This is a genomic window from Mycobacterium sp. (genome assembly GCF_036488105.1).
GTDB lineage: Bacteria > Actinomycetota > Actinomycetes > Mycobacteriales > Mycobacteriaceae > Mycobacterium.
In genome coordinates, this window is the sequence record NZ_DASXHW010000292.1 from 1 (window position 1) to 16,189 (window position 16,189).

16 protein-coding genes, 1 other RNA gene and 1 pseudogene are annotated in these 16,189 nt (G+C 64.5%); 7 read left to right on the forward strand and 11 right to left on the reverse strand.

The features are described from left to right. From VGH54_RS14985 to VGH54_RS14995, 3 genes and pseudogenes are all read left to right on the forward strand, one after another. Positions 1-248: pseudogene (locus VGH54_RS14985) on the forward strand (VOC family protein); the annotation flags it as partial. A gap of 31 nt (positions 249-279) precedes the next feature. After that, on the forward strand, positions 280-630 hold the full coding sequence (locus VGH54_RS14990) for a DoxX family protein (RefSeq protein WP_331512832.1): 351 nt from the start codon (positions 280-282) through the stop codon (positions 628-630). A gap of 14 nt (positions 631-644) precedes the next feature. After that, entirely contained in the window at positions 645-2,063 is a 1,419-nt protein-coding gene (locus VGH54_RS14995) for an aldehyde dehydrogenase (protein WP_331512833.1), read from the forward strand. A 133-nt stretch (positions 2,064-2,196) separates the two neighbouring features. Here the strand turns inward: VGH54_RS14995 and ssrA are convergent. The 9 genes from ssrA to prfB all read right to left on the reverse strand — a co-directional run bounded on the left by ssrA (position 2,197) and on the right by prfB (position 9,030). Further along, positions 2,197-2,565: a transfer-messenger RNA gene (gene ssrA, locus VGH54_RS15000) on the reverse strand. 87 nt (positions 2,566-2,652) lie between these two features. Then, on the reverse strand, positions 2,653-3,483 hold the full coding sequence (locus VGH54_RS15005; RefSeq protein WP_331512834.1) for a maleylpyruvate isomerase family mycothiol-dependent enzyme: 831 nt from the start codon (positions 3,481-3,483) through the stop codon (positions 2,653-2,655). 22 nt (positions 3,484-3,505) lie between these two features. Beyond that, positions 3,506-4,354, reverse strand: a complete 849-nt coding sequence (locus VGH54_RS15010; RefSeq protein WP_331512846.1) for an EamA family transporter — start codon at positions 4,352-4,354, stop codon at positions 3,506-3,508. Continuing rightward, positions 4,351-4,845: an SsrA-binding protein SmpB gene (smpB, locus tag VGH54_RS15015; RefSeq protein ID WP_331512835.1), complete on the reverse strand. Its 495-nt coding sequence runs from the start codon at positions 4,843-4,845 to the stop codon at positions 4,351-4,353. The genes VGH54_RS15010 and smpB overlap by 4 nt, the downstream gene beginning before the upstream one ends. A 2-nt stretch (positions 4,846-4,847) precedes the next feature. Then, positions 4,848-5,741, reverse strand: a complete 894-nt coding sequence (ftsX, locus tag VGH54_RS15020; protein WP_331512836.1) for a permease-like cell division protein FtsX — start codon at positions 5,739-5,741, stop codon at positions 4,848-4,850. Beyond that, a complete protein-coding gene (gene ftsE / locus VGH54_RS15025; protein WP_331512847.1) occupies positions 5,742-6,431 on the reverse strand; it encodes a cell division ATP-binding protein FtsE in 690 nt (229 codons plus the stop codon). Positions 6,432-6,501: 70 nt separating this feature from the next. After that, positions 6,502-6,954: a hypothetical protein gene (locus VGH54_RS15030; RefSeq protein WP_331512837.1), complete on the reverse strand. Its 453-nt coding sequence runs from the start codon at positions 6,952-6,954 to the stop codon at positions 6,502-6,504. Continuing rightward, complete coding sequence (locus tag VGH54_RS15035) at positions 6,954-7,934, reverse strand: mechanosensitive ion channel family protein (protein WP_331512838.1); 981 nt, start codon at positions 7,932-7,934, stop codon at positions 6,954-6,956. The genes VGH54_RS15030 and VGH54_RS15035 overlap by 1 nt, the downstream gene beginning before the upstream one ends. Continuing rightward, on the reverse strand, positions 7,924-9,030 hold the full coding sequence (prfB, locus tag VGH54_RS15040) for a peptide chain release factor 2 (RefSeq protein ID WP_331512839.1): 1,107 nt from the start codon (positions 9,028-9,030) through the stop codon (positions 7,924-7,926). The genes VGH54_RS15035 and prfB overlap by 11 nt, the downstream gene beginning before the upstream one ends. Positions 9,031-9,105: 75 nt before the next feature. On the opposite strand from prfB, the gene VGH54_RS15045 reads away from it, so the two are divergent. Then, on the forward strand, positions 9,106-10,473 hold the full coding sequence (locus VGH54_RS15045; RefSeq protein WP_331512840.1) for an FAD-dependent oxidoreductase: 1,368 nt from the start codon (positions 9,106-9,108) through the stop codon (positions 10,471-10,473). A gap of 17 nt (positions 10,474-10,490) precedes the next feature. Here the strand turns inward: VGH54_RS15045 and VGH54_RS15050 are convergent, their stop codons facing one another. Next, positions 10,491-10,796, reverse strand: coding sequence for a hypothetical protein (locus tag VGH54_RS15050; protein WP_414688717.1), 306 nt, complete (start codon positions 10,794-10,796; stop codon positions 10,491-10,493). Between the two features lie 49 nt (positions 10,797-10,845). Next, the gene (locus tag VGH54_RS15055; protein WP_331512842.1) at positions 10,846-12,501 is read right to left on the reverse strand and encodes an NAD-dependent malic enzyme; all 1,656 of its coding nucleotides are present in this window, start codon (positions 12,499-12,501) and stop codon (positions 10,846-10,848) included. Positions 12,502-12,636: 135 nt separating this feature from the next. Between VGH54_RS15055 and hisN the strand changes: the two genes are divergently transcribed. The 3 genes from hisN to VGH54_RS15070 all read left to right on the forward strand — a co-directional run bounded on the left by hisN (position 12,637) and on the right by VGH54_RS15070 (position 16,179). Beyond that, positions 12,637-13,419: a histidinol-phosphatase gene (gene hisN / locus VGH54_RS15060; RefSeq protein WP_331512843.1), complete on the forward strand. Its 783-nt coding sequence runs from the start codon at positions 12,637-12,639 to the stop codon at positions 13,417-13,419. A gap of 95 nt (positions 13,420-13,514) precedes the next feature. Further along, positions 13,515-14,924 (forward strand): acyl-CoA dehydrogenase family protein, encoded by a 1,410-nt coding sequence (locus VGH54_RS15065; RefSeq protein WP_331512844.1) that lies wholly within the window; start codon positions 13,515-13,517, stop codon positions 14,922-14,924. 46 nt (positions 14,925-14,970) lie between these two features. Then, the gene (locus VGH54_RS15070) at positions 14,971-16,179 is read left to right on the forward strand and encodes an acyl-CoA dehydrogenase family protein (protein WP_331512845.1); all 1,209 of its coding nucleotides are present in this window, start codon (positions 14,971-14,973) and stop codon (positions 16,177-16,179) included. The last annotated feature ends 10 nt before the right edge of the window (positions 16,180-16,189 follow it).

Below are 16,189 nucleotides of genomic sequence, written 5' to 3' on the forward strand. Positions count from 1 at the left end.
ATATCGACGCCAACGCCTGGGTCGACCCCGAAGTTGTTGGCCTCTGCGATATCTCGCAACACGAGGTGGAGGCGCTCAAAAACCCGGCCGTTTTCGACAGACCCACGGCGCCCGTCGCGCAGCCGGCCGCCGATCCTGACAAACCCACCATGCACTGGCCCGACGCGTACGACCTTCTGGTGTCGATGAGCGACCGGGAAGTCTGGGACAACGCCAGCGAAACCACGCCCCCGGTAATCGTCGACTGATCATTGCGACTGAGCCCGACAAAGGATCACAGTGTTCACCGCCACCGTTGTTCTCAGCCTCCTGCTCGCCGCCGCCTTCCTGGGGTCAGGCGCTGCCAAGCTCGCCGGCGCCAAACAGTCCGTCGAGATCCGCGACCGACTCGGCCTCACTGCACGACTGTGGCGTGGTATCGGCATCCTCGAGGTCGCCGCGGCCGTAGGACTGGCGGTGGGCCTCGCCCTCCCCGCGGCCGGCATCGCAGCCGCGGTCGGGCTGATTCCGTTGCTGATCGGAGCGCTCGGCACGCACGCTCGTTCGCACGAGCTGTCGAAAGCTGCCCCTGCGGCGGCGCTCCTCCTACTGGCCATCGCCGCAGCGGTCACCCGGCTCGCCTCAAGCTGAAAGCAGAATCCGACATGGATGAACTCACCCACCTCATCGACGGTGAACGGGTCGCCGCCGATCAGTGGTTCCACACAGTTAACCCCACCACCCAACAGCCCTGGGCGAGAGTCGCCCGCGGATCCGCACAAGATGCCGCCCGGGCCGTGACCGCCGCGAGGGTCGCCTTCGACGAAGGCCCATGGCCTCGCATGAGTCCGGACGAGCGCGGCGTCCATTTGCATCGCCTCGCCGACCTCATCGAACAGCACACCGATGAGCTTGTTGAACTGGAAAGCACCGACATGGGCAAGCCAGTGACCCAGTGCCGCGAGCGTGACCTGCCACGCTCGGTCGCGAACTTTCGATTCTTCGCTGACTATCCGCGTTTTTGCGAAGACGAATCCCTACCGGCTAGCACCCACCACATCTACACCAGTTACGAACCCGTCGGCGTTACCGCCGCCATCAGCCCGTGGAACTTTCCGCTGATGCTGTCGACTTGGAAAGTCGCCCCGGCCCTCGCCTTCGGCAACACCGTTGTTCTCAAACCCGCAGAACAAAGCCCCGGCACCTGCACCCGTCTCGGCGAATTGGCCATCGAGGCCGGGCTACCTAGAGGCGTGCTCAACATCCTGCACGGCTACGGCCCCGGTGAAGCCGGCGAAGCCCTAACCACCACACCCGACGTCGATCTCGTGACGTTCACCGGCGAATCCAAAACCGGACGCAAAATCCTCCAAGCTAGCGGACCGACCCTTAAACGCGTCAGCTTCGAACTGGGCGGCAAAAGCGCAAACTTGGTCTTTGCCGACGCCGACCTCGACGCCGCGCTCGACTGGTCCATCAAGGCTGCCTTCACCAACTCCGGCCAAGTCTGCCTCGCCGGCAGCCGCCTCTATGTCGAGCGCACGATCTTCGACGAGTTCGTTGACCGCTTCGTCAACCTGGCCGAGCGTCTGGTGGTCGGCGACCCGACCGACCCCGCCACCGACATCGGGCCGCTGGCAAGCGAAGAACACTGGCACAAGGTGTGCCAATACTTCGACATTGCCGAAGCCGAAGGAGCCAAGCTCCTCACCGGCGGTCTGCACCGAGGCTGGTGGGTCCGGCCGACGGTGCTGGTCAACACCACCCAGGAGATGCGGATCAGCCATGAGGAAATCTTTGGACCGATCGTCACCATCGCACCTTTTGACGGCGAAGCAGACGCCATCCGGCTAGCGAATGACTCCCGATATGGCCTGAACGCCATGGTGTTCACCGAAAATGCGCGACGCGCGCACCGTGTGGCGCGCGCCGTGCGGGCAGGCACAGTCTGGGTCAACTGCTACTTCGTTCGTGATCTGCGCGCACCGTTCGGCGGCTTCAAGGACAGCGGGATCGGCCGCGAAGGAGGCAAGCACAGTCGCGAATTCTTTACCGAAGCCAAGACCGTCGTGATGGAAATATAGGTTGGCGGCGACCAGACCATGGTTTATTAGGGCACCGCGGCCAGCGACGGATTGACCTGGATGACCCGGCCGTTCTTCAAATATTGATGAAAAGAAAACTGGCCAGAGCTTATCGCTCTGACCAGCACCTTCTCAGTGGAGCTGCCGGGAATCGAACCCGGGTCCTACGGCATTCCCTCAAGGCTTCTCCGTGCGCAGTTCGCTATGTCTCTACTCGGATCTCCCGGTCACGCGAACCAGCCGAGATGACGATCCCAGTCGCTGTTTGATGTCCCCGCGGGTCCCGCGACCGAACCCGTGGGTTTGTCCCTCTAGCTGATGCCAGGGTCCGGGCCGAGGGCGCTCCCGGTCTGACAGACACGCAGTCGCTTAGGCAGCGAGTGCGTAGTCGCGCTGATGTGAATCGGCGCTTATATGGTTGCAACGACGCTTACGGTGGTCTCTTGCCTGCACCGGCACGCTTCCCTTGATTCGATGCGCGAAGTCGAAACCGTTCAGCCCCTCGCACCCCTGCCGATTTTCGGCAAGACAACTAATAGTACGCGCTTTTCAACAGCAGATCAGCGACCTTTCATCCCGAGGCCGCTGGTCAGATCACGAAATTGATGTGCTCGATGACGCGCGAACCGACCGCCGTGTCGCCGCCGAGTTCGACACCGTCGGTGTTGTCGGTGCGCCCGCCGGCCAACCGGCTGAACAGCAGGCCGTCCAAGCGGATGGTCGTGGTCGGGTCTGACCCTCCGAAATCGTCCACCACCTGTGCACGACCGTCGACGGCGACGCGGATGGTCCGTCCCATCGGCCCGGTCAATTCGATGGCGACTCGCGACCCTTCGGGTGCTTTACCGAGTTTGCCGACGACGTAGCCCATCGTCGCCGCGATCTCGTCCAGCGACTGACGGGCCTCGGGGCCACTCAACTCCGCGTCGGATGACGGCAGGCCCACGCCGTCGCGGATGTCCTGCTCGTGCATCCAGCAGTCGAAGAGCCGCACCCGCATGAATCGCCCGAAACTCTCCAGACCAACCGGTGTCGGAGTCGGCGCGTTCCAGTCGTCGACGGCCATGTCGTTCAAGCGCTGCCGCCGATCGGCGGTAATCGAACGGAACCGCTCGTGCAGCGCTGCTCCGGATTCGGTACTGAGGTGACGAACCCAGGCTTCGTTGGCCACTCCGACGTCGTTGCGCACATGCTCCAGCGTCGAGGCATCGAAATCAGCGTCGGGGTAACTCAGCCCCTGCAGCACGGATTCGGTGCCCACGATGTGGGCGACCACGTTGTGCACACACCAGCCGGGCAGCGGCGTCGGCTTTTGCCATTGCTGTTCAGACAACCCGCTGAGCAACACATCCAAGCTGTCCCAGGTGCCGAATAGGCCCGACAACACGTCGGATTTGTCGAGAACGGTGACGCTGCCCATGTCGCCTGATGCTAGACCGAGGTCAGGCAGCGGCGATCATGCTTACCGATACCGCCGCCAACACCATGCCGATGGCCTGCCAGCGCGTCAATCGCTCGCGCAACACGATGATCGCCAGGATGACCGTGGTCGCCGGGTAGAGCGAGATCAAGATGCTGGCCAGCGACAGCATCCATTTCTGGATCGCCAGCAGCATGCTGACGTTTGCGCAGGTGTCGAGCAGCGCCGCGGCGGCCGCCAGCCGTAACGGTGTGCTGGACGGAAGCTGGAAGTTCTTGCTTACCGCAGCCACGGCGAGCACCAGCACGGTCGCTGCGGCCCGGGCAAAGAACAGCGGCCACATCCGGCACACCACCGGAGCCTGGTGCAGCAGCACGAAGTCGAGCCCGAACGCCACGCCCGATCCAACTGTCAGCCAAGCGACCTTGCTGGTGAATTTGTGCGTCCGGACATCCTGGTCATCCGGCGACTCGCGGCTGACCAGAATCACCGCCGACACCGCCAACACCACACCCACCGACGCCGTCTCGCCGGGTCGCTCGCCGAGCGCCACGCCGACGGCAACCGGCACAGCCGCGTTGAGTAACGCGGCCAGCGGTGAGACCACCGAGATCGGTCCGGCGCTCACGGCCGCATAGAACCAGTACACGCCGATCGCTTGACTGACCCCGTAAAGCGAACCCCACAGCACGGCACCCGGATGGATCGGTCCGCCGGCTGAGACGGCCAGCACTCCCAGCAGCAGCGTGGCCAGCGGGTAAGTCACCAGCATGATGCGCAGCGCAGCCGCCCGCCGAGAAGCTACTCCCCCAACGAAATCACTGACGCCGTAGCTGACTGCAGAAAGCTGGGCGTACGCGGCGCCGATCAGCTCATGCCCTTGGATCGCCTACCCAACTCGCGAATCACTTCGCGCTGGGCGTCGCGCTTCGCCATGTCCTGCCGCTTGTCGTGTGCTTGCTTACCGCGCGCTAATGCTAGCTCCACCTTGACTTTTCCTTCAGAGAAATACAGCGACAACGGAACGAGCGCGAGGTTACCATCCTTGATTTTGCCGATGAGTACATCGATTTGGCGCCTGTGGAGAAGTAGTTTCCGGTTGCGGCGCGGTTCATGGTTGGTCCAGCTGCCGTGGTGATACTCCGGAATGTGCAGGTTACGCAGCCAGACTTCGCCGTCATCAACGGTTGCGTAGGCGTCGGCCAACGACGCCTTACCTTCCCGCAGGCTTTTAACTTCAGTGCCGAGCAAAACAACCCCGGTCTCGAACACATCCAAGATCGAGTAGTTGTGTCGAGCCTTGCGGTTGGTCGCCAGAATCTGCCGGCCCGGCGCAGATTTGTTCGGCGACTTCTTGGCCACCGCTACCGCCGCACGTAGAGGCGCAACGTTGCATACGACGTGACCCCGGCCATCGCGACGCCGACCAATAGCAGCAGCGGCGAGATGTAGAGGATGTCGGCGTAGTCGACCTTCGCGATCAGGTGAGCTTGATAGAACTGGCGTAACGCACTGTCCAGGAACAGCGCTCGCACCACCATGAGGCCGACGATGGCGATGACGACGCCGAGCGTCGCCGCGACGATGGCCTCGACCAGGAACGGCAACTGGGTGTACCAGCGGGTGGCGCCGACCAGCCGCATGATGCCAATCTCGGTGCGGCGGGTATAGGCAGCGACCTGAACCATGTTGGCGATCAACAGGATTGCCCCGACCGCCTGCACCAACGCGACCGCGAAGGCGGCGTTGGACAGGCCGTCCAGCACGGCAAAGAGCCGGTCGATCAGCTCCTTCTGGTTGAGCAGATGGTCGACTCCGGGCTGGCCTTGCATCGCGGCATCGAATTCCGCGTGCTGCTCTGGGTTTTCGAGCTTGACGATGAACGACGCCGGGAAAGCGTCTTTGCTTGCCAGATCCTTGAACTGCGGGATCTTGCGCATGGCGTCGTTGTAGGCGTCCTGGCGATTGAGGAACCGCACCGACTTGACGTCGTTGCGCTTTTCAATCTTCTCGCGCAGCGCCTTGCACGGCGCGCTCTCGCAGTTGGCGTCGTCGGCCGAAATTTCGTTGCTCAGAAAGACCTGCGTCTCGACCCGGTCGAGATAGATGCTGCGTGAGTGGTCGGCCAATCGGACGACCAGCAGGCCACCACCGAATAATCCGATCGAGATCGCGGTGGTCAGAATCATCGCAACCGTCATGGTGACATTGCGACGAAGACCGGTCAGGACCTCGTTGAAGAGGAAGCTGAAGCGCACCTAACGGTCCATCCCGTAAACACCGCGCTGTTCGTCCCGTACCAACCGGCCCAGCGACAGCTCCACGACGCGTTGCCGCATCGAATCGACGATGTGATGGTCGTGGGTGGCCATCAGCACGGTGGTGCCGGTGCGGTTGATCCGCTCGAGCAAATCCATGATGTCGTTACTGGTTTCCGGGTCGAGGTTGCCGGTGGGCTCGTCGGCAATCAGCACCAGCGGCCGGTTGACGAAGGCGCGGGCAATGGCCACCCGCTGCTGCTCCCCGCCGGACAGCTCGTGCGGCAGCCGGCTGGCCTTGCCGGACAGCCCCACCATCTCCAGCACGTCGGGCGTCACCCGGCTGATCACTTCGGGGCGCTTCCCGATCACCTCGAGCGCGAATGCGACGTTCTCGAACACCGTCTTCTGCTGCAGCAGCCGGAAGTCCTGAAAGACGCAGCCAATCACCTGACGCAGCTTCGGGATGTGTCGTCCGGGCAGCGTGTTGACGTGGAACTTCGAAACCCGGACATCGCCGTTGGTCGGCGTCTCAGCCCCCAGCAGCAGCCGCATGAAGGTCGACTTGCCCGAACCCGATGGGCCGATCAGGAAGACGAATTCACCCTTGTCGATCTTCACATTGACGTTGTCCAGCGCGGGGCGGGCAGACGACTTGTACTGCTTGGTGACACGGTCGAGGGTGATCATCACGGGTCGCCAGTGTAACCGTGAACGTCAGGTGTCCGGATGACGCGGCGCGCTGCGGAGGCAGGACGCGTCATCCGAACAGGCCTGGCAGGCCGGGCACCAGCGGCGGCGCGGGCGGTGGTGTCGGCGCGGGGCCCGGTGAGGTTGTCGGGGGCGGCGGACCGAACGGCGGTGGCAGCACCGGCAGCTGAATCAGTGGCGGCGGCGTTGTCGTAGTAGGAGGCGTGGTCGGCGGCGTCGTGGTCGGGACGGTGGTGGTCGGCGTCTCGGACGTCGGCGGCTGCACCCGGGTGCGCGGCACCCAGGTGTAGTTGGGGTCGGGAACGTAGCCGGGGGGCACCACCTGCGGCACCACCGGTGGAGGCGGGTGCGGCCGGTAGGTGGTGTAGGCCCACCACGTCAGGAAAAACGCGATGATCAACACCAGCGTCGACGTCCGGATCCGCCCACCGCAGATGTAGCCCGGCCAGTGCCGATGCTCATCGCGGCGGTGATTTTCGAAAACGTTGAGGGTGAGCTTCATCAGCGCTGCACCGGATCGTGGGATTTTTCGTACTCTTCCTGCTCGGCCGCCGCCACCTCGACACCCGGGCCGTCGACGACGCCGACCGTCGCATCGGCCGCGGTGACAATGCCCGCGCGGGCCAACGCCCGGATAACCAGGACGCGTAGCTGACGGCCGGCTTCGAACTGCTTACCGGGCAGTGTGCGAGCCACCATCCGCAGGGTGACGGTATCGACCTGAATGCTTTCCACGCCCATCAAGCTGGGCGGGTCCAGCAGCAGCTCACCCAGAACCGGGTTTTCCATTGCACGCTCGCACTCGTTGCGCAGTACCTCGCTGACCCGGTTGAGGTCGACGTTGGTCGAGACCGGGATGTCGATGACCGCGCGTGCCCAGTCCTTGGACTGGTTGATCACTTGGACGATCTGGCCGTTCGGAACGGTCAACACCTCGCCATTCGGGGAACGCAGCCTGGTCACCCGCAACGTCACATTCTCGACCGTGCCGATGGCCTCGGTCGTCGACACCACGGTCAGTGTGACCAGGTCACCGAAGCCATATTGCTTCTCGACGATGATGAAGAACCCCGCCAACAGATCCCTGACCACCTGCTGAGCGCCGAAGCCGAGCGCGGCACCGATCACGGTCGCCGGCGCAACCCAACCCTTGATGGAGAAGTCGAGGACGTCGGCGATCTGGACGATGCCCCAGATCGCGATGAGGACAATGGACACCCACTGGACGACCGACGCCACTGCCTGCCGGTGCTTGCTCGCCTCCGAACGCACCAATGCATCGCTCTCGACGAAACGTTCGTCGAGTTGCCGGGATATTTGATCGGCGACCCAGGAGACAAATCGGATGGCGAGCATGACGACGATCACCAGCATGATCACCCGCAGACCGCGAGAGATGATCCATTGGCCGATTTCGCCGTGCCAGAAGTCGTGCCAGCGCTGCGCGGTGCTTGTCGCTAGATACGTGGTTTTAGTCGTCATCTTTTCTGTTACGCCACCGGATTCCCGCTTCCAGGAATCCGTCGATGTCTCCGTCGAGAACGGCCGCCGGGTTGCCCACCTCGTACTCGGTACGCAGGTCCTTGACCATCTGATACGGGTGCAGCACGTAGGACCGCATCTGGTTACCCCAGGAGCTGCCGCCATCACCCTTTAATGCGTCGAGCTCGGCACGTTCTTCTAAACGCTTGCGTTCCAACAACTTTGCCTGAAGGACCCGCATCGCCGCGACTTTGTTCTGCAGCTGCGACTTCTCGTTCTGGCAAGTCACGACGATACCCGTCGGGATGTGGGTTAGGCGAACCGCGGAGTCGGTGGTGTTCACCGACTGCCCGCCGGGGCCACTGGAGCGATACACATCGACCCGCAGATCGCCCTCGGGAATCTCGATGTGATCCGTGGTCTCCACCACCGGCAGCACCTCGACTTCGGCGAACGACGTCTGCCGTCGGTTCTGGTTGTCGAACGGACTGATCCGCACCAGCCGGTGGGTGCCCTGCTCGACCGACAGCGTGCCGTACGCGTAGGGGGCGTGCACGGTGAAGGTGGCGCTCTTGATCCCGGCCTCTTCGGCGTACGACGTGTCGAACACCTCAACGGGGTAATTGTGTTGCTCGGCCCACCGGATGTACATCCGCATCAGCATTTCGGCCCAGTCGGCAGCATCCACACCGCCGGCGCCGGAGCGGATATTGAGCAGCGCTTCACGCTCGTCGTACTCGCCGGAGAGCAGCGTTCGCACTTCCATCGCCTCGATGTCGGCATGCAGCGCCTTGAGTTCAACGTCGGCCTCGGCCCTGGCGTCTGCGGCGTTCTCTTCGTCGGCCAATTCATAGAGCACCGGCAGATCGTCGAGTCGTTGGCGCAGCCCTTCGACGCGCCGCAACTCGCCCTGGGCGTGGGAAAGCTCGCTGGTGACGCGTTGCGCGCGGGCCTGGTCGTCCCACAGATTGGGATCGGCCGCCTCGTGCTCCAGCGTTTCGATTCGGCTGCGCAGACCGTCGACGTCGAGCACCCGCTCCACCGTGGTCAGAGTGGAGTCAAGTGCTGCGATGTCAGCCTGACGGTCGGGGTCCACGCCTGATCACGTTACCGGCGACAGGCGGCGCGACTGGCCACGGACCGGCGGGGCGGGCGTTTAGCATCGAGGATTATGCGTCCCTACCACGTAGCGATCGTCGGCTCAGGTCCCTCTGGATTCTTCGCCGCAGCCTCGCTGCTCAAAGCCGCCGACTCCGACGACCAACTCGACATCGCCGTCGACATGCTCGAGATGCTCCCGACGCCGTGGGGATTGGTGCGCTCCGGGGTCGCACCCGACCACCCCAAGATCAAGTCGATCAGCAAACAATTCGAGAAGATCGCCGAGGACGAGCGCTTCCGGTTCTTCGGCAATGTCGTGGTGGGCGAACACATCAGCGCGACCGAGCTGGCCGAGCAGTACGACGCGGTCGTCTACGCGATCGGCGCGCAAGCGGATCGGCCGCTGAACATCCCGGGCGAAGAGCTGCCCGGCAGCGTCGCCGCGGTCGATTTCGTCGGCTGGTACAACGCCCACCCGCATTTTGAGGAGATATCGCCCGACCTGTCCGGCGCGCGGGCCGTCGTCGTCGGCAACGGCAACGTCGCGCTCGACGTCGCACGCATTCTGGTGACCGATCCCGATGAGCTTGCTCGCACCGACATCGCCGACCATGCGCTGGAGTCGCTGCGCCCCCGCGGCGTCGAGGAAGTGATCGTGATCGGTCGCCGTGGCCCGCTGCAGACCGCGTTCACCACGCTGGAGCTGCGCGAACTTGCCGACTTGGAGAACGTGGACGTGATCGTCGACCCCGCGGACTTCGAGAACATCAGCGAGGACGACGCTGCGGCGGTGGGCAAGGTCTGCAAGCAGAACATCAAGGTTTTGAAGGGCTACGTCGGCCGCGAGCCCCGGCCGGGACACCGCCGGATCGTGTTCCGCTTCCAGACCTCACCGATCGAGATCGCCGGCGAAGAGAGGGTCCAGAAAATCGTGCTCGGGCACAACGAGCTGGTCACCGACGACAGCGGACGGGTGACCGCCAAGGACACCGGCGAGCGCGAGGAGGTGCCCGTACAACTGGTGGTCCGCTCGGTCGGCTACCGCGGCGTCCCCACGCCCGGGCTGCCGTTCGACGAGAAGAGCGGGACCATTCCGCACAGCGACGGCCGGATCGACGGCAGTCGCAACGAGTACGTCGTCGGCTGGATCAAGCGCGGTCCGTCCGGCGTGATCGGCACGAACAAGAAGGACTCGCAGGACACCATCGACTGCCTGATCGCCGACCTCACTAGCACCGGCGACGCCGAGTTGGCCGACTTCGGCGCCGACCACGCCGACAAACTCGCCGACTGGCTGGCCTCCCGCCAGCCCAAACTGGTCACCGACGCGCACTGGAAGCTGATCGACGAGCACGAGCGCTCGGCCGGTGAGCCGCACGGCAGGCCGCGCGTCAAGCTGCCGAACGTGACCAAGCTGCTGCATATCGGCCACGGCTGACGGGCCTCGCCCCGACCTCACCCCGCCAGTGGCTCGGGCGGCGCGAAGATCCACCTGTCGGGATTGCGCTGGGAATACACCACCGGCTTCAACTCCCCCACCGTCGGCCAATGCTCGGCATCGGCGGTCATCCGCAGATAGACGGTGTAGTCGCTGACGGTTGGTCCGTCGATGACGCCGGTGATCGTGACGTATTGCTCGCCGAGCGCGTCCGGCCGTGGGCTGACTCCGGTGATCAGCAGCGTGCCGCTCAACGAGTCGCCGCTGGGTCGCTGCCGGAATAGCCGCGGAGCCAGCAGGCGGACCCCGAGCGCGATGAGCAACAGCACCGAGAGGATTTCCCACACGACGCCATCGTAGGTCCGCCGACGGTCAGACTGATGCCGTCGGATAGACGGGGTGCCAGTGCGCCTGCGTGATCCGTTCGGCGAGTTCCTCGCTGCTGCGTTTCGGAGCGACACCCTCGGCCACGGCCTGCTCCGCGACGGCCTGCGCGATCCGGATGGCCACGTCGGGTGCATCCGACCACGACGGCAGCAGCGGCTGGTTCGGATCGTGCAGGGCCGGCGACGCCTCGCCGAGGGTCGCCGCGGCAACCCGCATCATCTCGTCGGTGACCCGGGTCGCTTGCGCGGCGGTTACGGCGAGCCCCATCGCAGGGAAGATGTAGACGTTATTACATTGTGCCACAGGATATTCCACACCATTACGCTCCAGCGGCGGGAAGGGCGAACCGGTCGCGATCAATACTCGCCCCTCGGTCCAATGGTCCAGTTCGGCTGGGTGCGCTTCCGCGCGACTCGTTGGATTAGAAAGCGGGAAGATGATCGGCCGCTCGGCTTTGGCGGCCATCTCGCGCACGATGGGCTCAGTGAAAGCTCCGGCGGCGGTGGATAATCCGAGAAGAACGCCGACATCGACGTTGTGTATGACGTCGGCCAGCTGAGCCGCCCCTGACAGTCCCCAGTCGGCGACCCGCCCGGCGGGCTGCGCGAAGTCACGCTGAGCGACCGACAGGTCGTTGCGGTCGTCGGTGAGCAGGCCCACTACGTCGACAACCCAGATCCGTTCTGTGGCAGCCTGTTCGGACAGTCCCTCGGTCACCATCTCGCGGCGGATCATGTCGAGGACCCCGATGCCGGCCGAACCGGCCCCCAACATGACGATGTTCTGTTGCGACAGCGGCCGACCGGCGACCTTCGCCGCGCCATGTAGGGCACCGACGGCGACGGCGGCCGTGCCCTGGATGTCGTCGTTGAAGGTGAGCAACTTGTCGCGGTAACGAGCGAGGATCGGCAGCGCGTGCGCGGTGGCGAAGTCTTCCCACTGCAGCAGCACGTGGGGGAGTTGCTTCTGCACGGCGGCTACGAAGCGGTCGATGAATGCGTAGTACTCGTCGTCGTCGATACGGCGGTGGCGCCAACCAAGGTATTGAGGGTCTTGCAGGAGCTCGACGTTATCGGTGCCCACGTCGAGCACGATCGGCAACGTTCGCGCGGGGTGGATACCCCCGATCAGCGTGTACAACGACAGCTTGCCGATCGGAATGCCCATGCCGCCGATGCCTTGGTCGCCCAGGCCGAGGATCCGCTGCCCGTCGGTAACCACAATCACGTCGACGTCATGTTGGGGCCGGTTTTGCAGCACCTCGTCCAGGCAGTCGCGTTCCGGGTAGGAAACGAACAATCCCCTTGGGCGCCGGTAGATCTCGCTGAAACGCTGGCAGGCCTCGCCGACGGTTGGGGTGTACACGATCGGCAGGGACTCGGGAATGTGGTCCTGTAGCACACGGTAAAACAGCGTCTCGTTGCGGTCTTGCAACGCTCGCAGATAAATATGCTTGTCGAGATCGTCGCGGCGCGTGGAGAACTCGTGCCAGCAATGCGCCGCTTGCTCGTCCTGCGTCTTCACTGCCGTCGGCAGCAGGCCCAGCAGGCCGTACTTGCGGCGCTCGGCCTCCGAGAAGGCCGTGCCCTTGGTCGTCAGCGCGTCGAAAAGGGCTGCCTGCCCTCGCTTTTCGTCAGGCATAGTCAGCATCCCTTCTGGAGCAGTCTCGCGGCGCACTAGGCTTTACTGGTTTCGCGCTCTTCCGCATAGATCATCCCCTGCCGAGGTAGTCCGTGGTATCAACGCAGGGGTGTAATTTTGGCGAAAGTAGGTCCGATGAGTCGTGACGATCTCGCGGTGGCATTGGCGCTGGCCGACCAGGCCGATGCGGTCACACTGGACCGCTTCGGCGCAGTCGACCTGCGGGTCGACACGAAGCCGGACCTGACGCCGGTCAGCGACGCCGATCACGCGGTCGAGACGGGCTTGCGAGCCACCCTGGCCAGCGGGCGACCAGACGATGCCATCCTCGGTGAAGAGTTCGGCGGCACAACCACTTTGACCGGACGGCAGTGGATCATCGATCCGATCGACGGCACCAAGAACTTCGTGCGCGGCGTGCCGGTGTGGGCCAGCCTGATCGCACTGCTCGACGACGGCGTCCCGCAGGTCGGGGTTGTCAGCGCGCCGGCACTGCATCGGCGTTGGTGGGCCTCCGCCGGTGCCGGCGCGTTCGTGGCAGTCGGCGCCACCGCGGCCCGCCGGCTCTCGGTCTCCTCAGTGGCGCAACTGAACTCCGCCAGCTTGTCGTTCTCCAGCCTGTCCGGATGGAACGATCTCGGTCTGCGGGACCGCTTCCTGGACCTGACCGATGAGGTGTGGCGGGTCCGCGCCTTCGGCGACTTCCTGTCCTACTGCTTTGTGGCCGAGGGGGCGGTCGACATCGCTGCCGAACCGGAGGTGTCGGTGTGGGACCTGGCGCCGCTGGACATCCTGGTGCGCGAGGCGGGCGGGACGTTCACCAGCCTCGATGGCCGCCCCGGCCCGCACGGCGGCAGCGCGGTGGCGACCAACGCCCTGCTGCACGCCCAGGTCTTGGCCCGACTGGCCGCCACATAGCCCGACCTGTGAACTAGTTAACAATTGACTGTATTATCTTACTCCGGAGTAAGATACAGTTCATCGCACTGCCCCAACGACCGAGGCTGCTGTCAATGACAAACACTGTCACCCCCGCACATGGCTCCCATAACGGCTCAAAGCCGCGCCCCAAGCGCACCGGCAAAAAGTCCGCTATCGGCGAGCACAAGCACAAGCGCACTGGCATCGACGTAGCGTTGGGCCTGCTCACGCCGCTTGTCGGTCAGGAATTCCTGGACAAGTACGGCCTGCGCGATCCGCTGAACAGGACGCTGCGTTACGGCACCAAGACGATCTTCTCCACCGCCGGAGCGACCGGCCGCCAGTTCAAGCGCGTCCAGAACCTGCGCGGCGGAGCCACCCGCCTGAAGACCAGTGGCAAGGACTACTACGACCTGACGCCCGACGACGACCAGAAACTCATCGTCGAGACGGTCGAAGAGTTCGCCGCAGAGGTCCTGCGTCCGGCCGCGCACGACGCCGACGCGGCGACTACCTATCCCCCGGACCTGGTCAAGAAGGCCGCCGAGTTGGGGATCACCGCGATCAACATTCCCGAGGACTTCGACGGCATCGCCGCGGAGCGCTCCAGCGTGACCAACGTGCTGGTCGCCGAGGCGCTCGCCTACGGCGACATGGGGTTGGCGCTGCCGATCCTGGCGCCGGCCGGCGCCGCCGCGGCGCTGACCCACTGGGGTAGCGCCGGTCAACAGGCGACCTACCTCCACGAGTTCGCCGGGGAGAATGTCCCGCAAGCGTGCCTGGCCATCGCCGAGCCGCAGCCGTTGTTCGACCCGACCGCGCTGAAGACCACCGCGGTCCGCACCCCGAGCGGGTACCGGCTCGACGGCGTCAAGTCTCTGGTTCCGGCGGCAGCCGATGCCGAATTGTTCATCGTCGCAGCCCAACTCAACGGCAAGCCGGCACTGTTCATCGTCGAGTCCTCAAGCGACGGCCTGACCGTCAGGGCCGACCCGAGCATGGGCGTTCGCGCGGCCGCGCTGGGGCGCGTCGAGCTGGACAATGTCTCGGTGCCGCTGAGCGCGCGCCTTGGCGAGGACGACGCCACCGATGCCGACTACTCCGAGGCGATCGCGCTGTCACGGCTGGGCTGGGCCGCGCTCGCGGTCGGCACGTCGCACGCCGTGCTCGACTACGTCATCCCGTATGTGAAGGAGCGCGAGGCATTCGGCGAGCCCATCGCTCATCGGCAGTCCGTCGCGTTCATGTGCGCCAACATCGCCATCGAACTCGATGGGCTGCGGTTGGTCACCTGGCGCGGTGCGGCGCGGGCCGAGCAGGGCCTGTCGTTCTGCCGCGAAGCCGCGTTGGCCAAGCGGCTCGGCGCCGACAAGGGTATGCAGATCGGCCTGGACGGCGTGCAGCTGCTCGGCGGCCACGGCTTCACCAAGGAGCACCCCGTCGAGCGTTGGTACCGCGACCTGAGAGTCCTCGGCGTCGCCGAAGGCGTCGTCGTCATCTAAGTCCCCGTCTCACTGGCAACGTTTCACCGGCAACGAAAGACCAATCATGGCAATCAATTTGGAACTGCCCGGCAAAATGCTCGCGGTGATCGACAAGGCACACCAGGGCGCCGCGGAGATGATGCGGCCCATCGCCCGCAAGTACGACCTCAAAGAGCACGCCTACCCGGTCGAGCTCGACACGCTGGCTGAGCTGTACGCCGGCGCCTCCGAATCCAACACGTTGGATATGGCCGGTGCCAACGGGCTTCGCAGCAGCGAAAGCAACGGCGAGAACCGCAACGCCGCCAACATGGCAGCGACGCTGCAGGCGCTGGAGGCCAGCTGGGGCGACGCGGCGATGCTGCTGTCGATCCCCTTCCAGGGCCTCGGCAATGCGGCGGTGTCGGCTGTGGCCACCGATGAACAGCTCGAGCGGCTCGGCCGGGTCTGGGCGGCGATGGCGATCACCGAGCCGGGATTCGGATCTGACTCGGCCGCAGTGTCCACCACCGCCAAGCTGGACGGCGACGAGTATGTGATCAACGGCGAAAAGATCTTCGTCACTGCGGGTTCGCGAGCCACCCACATTGTGGTCTGGGCAACGCTGGACAAGTCCAAGGGGCGCGCGGCGATCAAATCGTTCATCGTGCCGCGCGAGCACCCCGGCGTCACCGTCGAGCGGCTCGAGAACAAACTGGGGATCAAAGGCTCCGACACCGCGGTGATCCGGTTCGAGAACGCCCGCATTCCCAAGGACAATCTGCTGGGCAACCCCGAAATCGAGCCGGGCAAAGGCTTTTCCGGGGTGATGGAGACCTTCGACAACACCCGGCCGGTGGTGGCTGCCATGGCCGTCGGGATTGCCCGCGCCACTCTTGAAGAGCTGCGCAAGATCCTGACCAATGCCGGCGTGGAGATCTCTTACGACAAGCCCGCACAGGTCCAAAGCGCCGCCGCGGCCGAATTCCTCCGAATGGAGGCCGAGTGGGAGTCCAGCTACCAGCTGACCCTGCGTGCGGCGTGGCAGGCCGACAACAACATCCCCAACTCCAAAGAGGCTTCGATGTCGAAGGCCAAGGCCGGTCGGGTGGGCAGCGATATCACCCTCAAAGCCGTCGAATTGGTCGGCACCATCGGCTATTCGGAAGAAACTCTGCTGGAGAAGTGGGCGCGCGACTCGAAGATCATGGACATCTTCGAGGGCACCCAGCAGATCCAGCAGCTCGTGGTCGCACGTCGGCTGTTGGGCCTGTCGTCGTCTGAGTTGAAGTAGGACGCTCAGG

What these genes read in the sequence shown, in the direction of transcription:
- VGH54_RS14995 (WP_331512833.1), top strand. Translation starts at nt 645, where the DNA reads ATGGATGAACTCACCCACCTCATCGACGGTGAACGGGTCGCCGCCGAT.
- VGH54_RS15005 (WP_331512834.1), bottom strand. Translation starts at nt 3,483, where the DNA reads ATGGGCAGCGTCACCGTTCTCGACAAATCCGACGTGTTGTCGGGCCTA.
- ftsE (WP_331512847.1), bottom strand. Translation starts at nt 6,431, where the DNA reads ATGATCACCCTCGACCGTGTCACCAAGCAGTACAAGTCGTCTGCCCGC.
- VGH54_RS15030 (WP_331512837.1), bottom strand. Translation starts at nt 6,954, where the DNA reads ATGAAGCTCACCCTCAACGTTTTCGAAAATCACCGCCGCGATGAGCAT.
- VGH54_RS15035 (WP_331512838.1), bottom strand. Translation starts at nt 7,934, where the DNA reads ATGACGACTAAAACCACGTATCTAGCGACAAGCACCGCGCAGCGCTGG.
- VGH54_RS15045 (WP_331512840.1), top strand. Translation starts at nt 9,106, where the DNA reads ATGCGTCCCTACCACGTAGCGATCGTCGGCTCAGGTCCCTCTGGATTC.
- VGH54_RS15055 (WP_331512842.1), bottom strand. Translation starts at nt 12,501, where the DNA reads ATGCCTGACGAAAAGCGAGGGCAGGCAGCCCTTTTCGACGCGCTGACG.
- hisN (WP_331512843.1), top strand. Translation starts at nt 12,637, where the DNA reads ATGAGTCGTGACGATCTCGCGGTGGCATTGGCGCTGGCCGACCAGGCC.
- VGH54_RS15065 (WP_331512844.1), top strand. Translation starts at nt 13,515, where the DNA reads ATGACAAACACTGTCACCCCCGCACATGGCTCCCATAACGGCTCAAAG.
- VGH54_RS15070 (WP_331512845.1), top strand. Translation starts at nt 14,971, where the DNA reads ATGGCAATCAATTTGGAACTGCCCGGCAAAATGCTCGCGGTGATCGAC.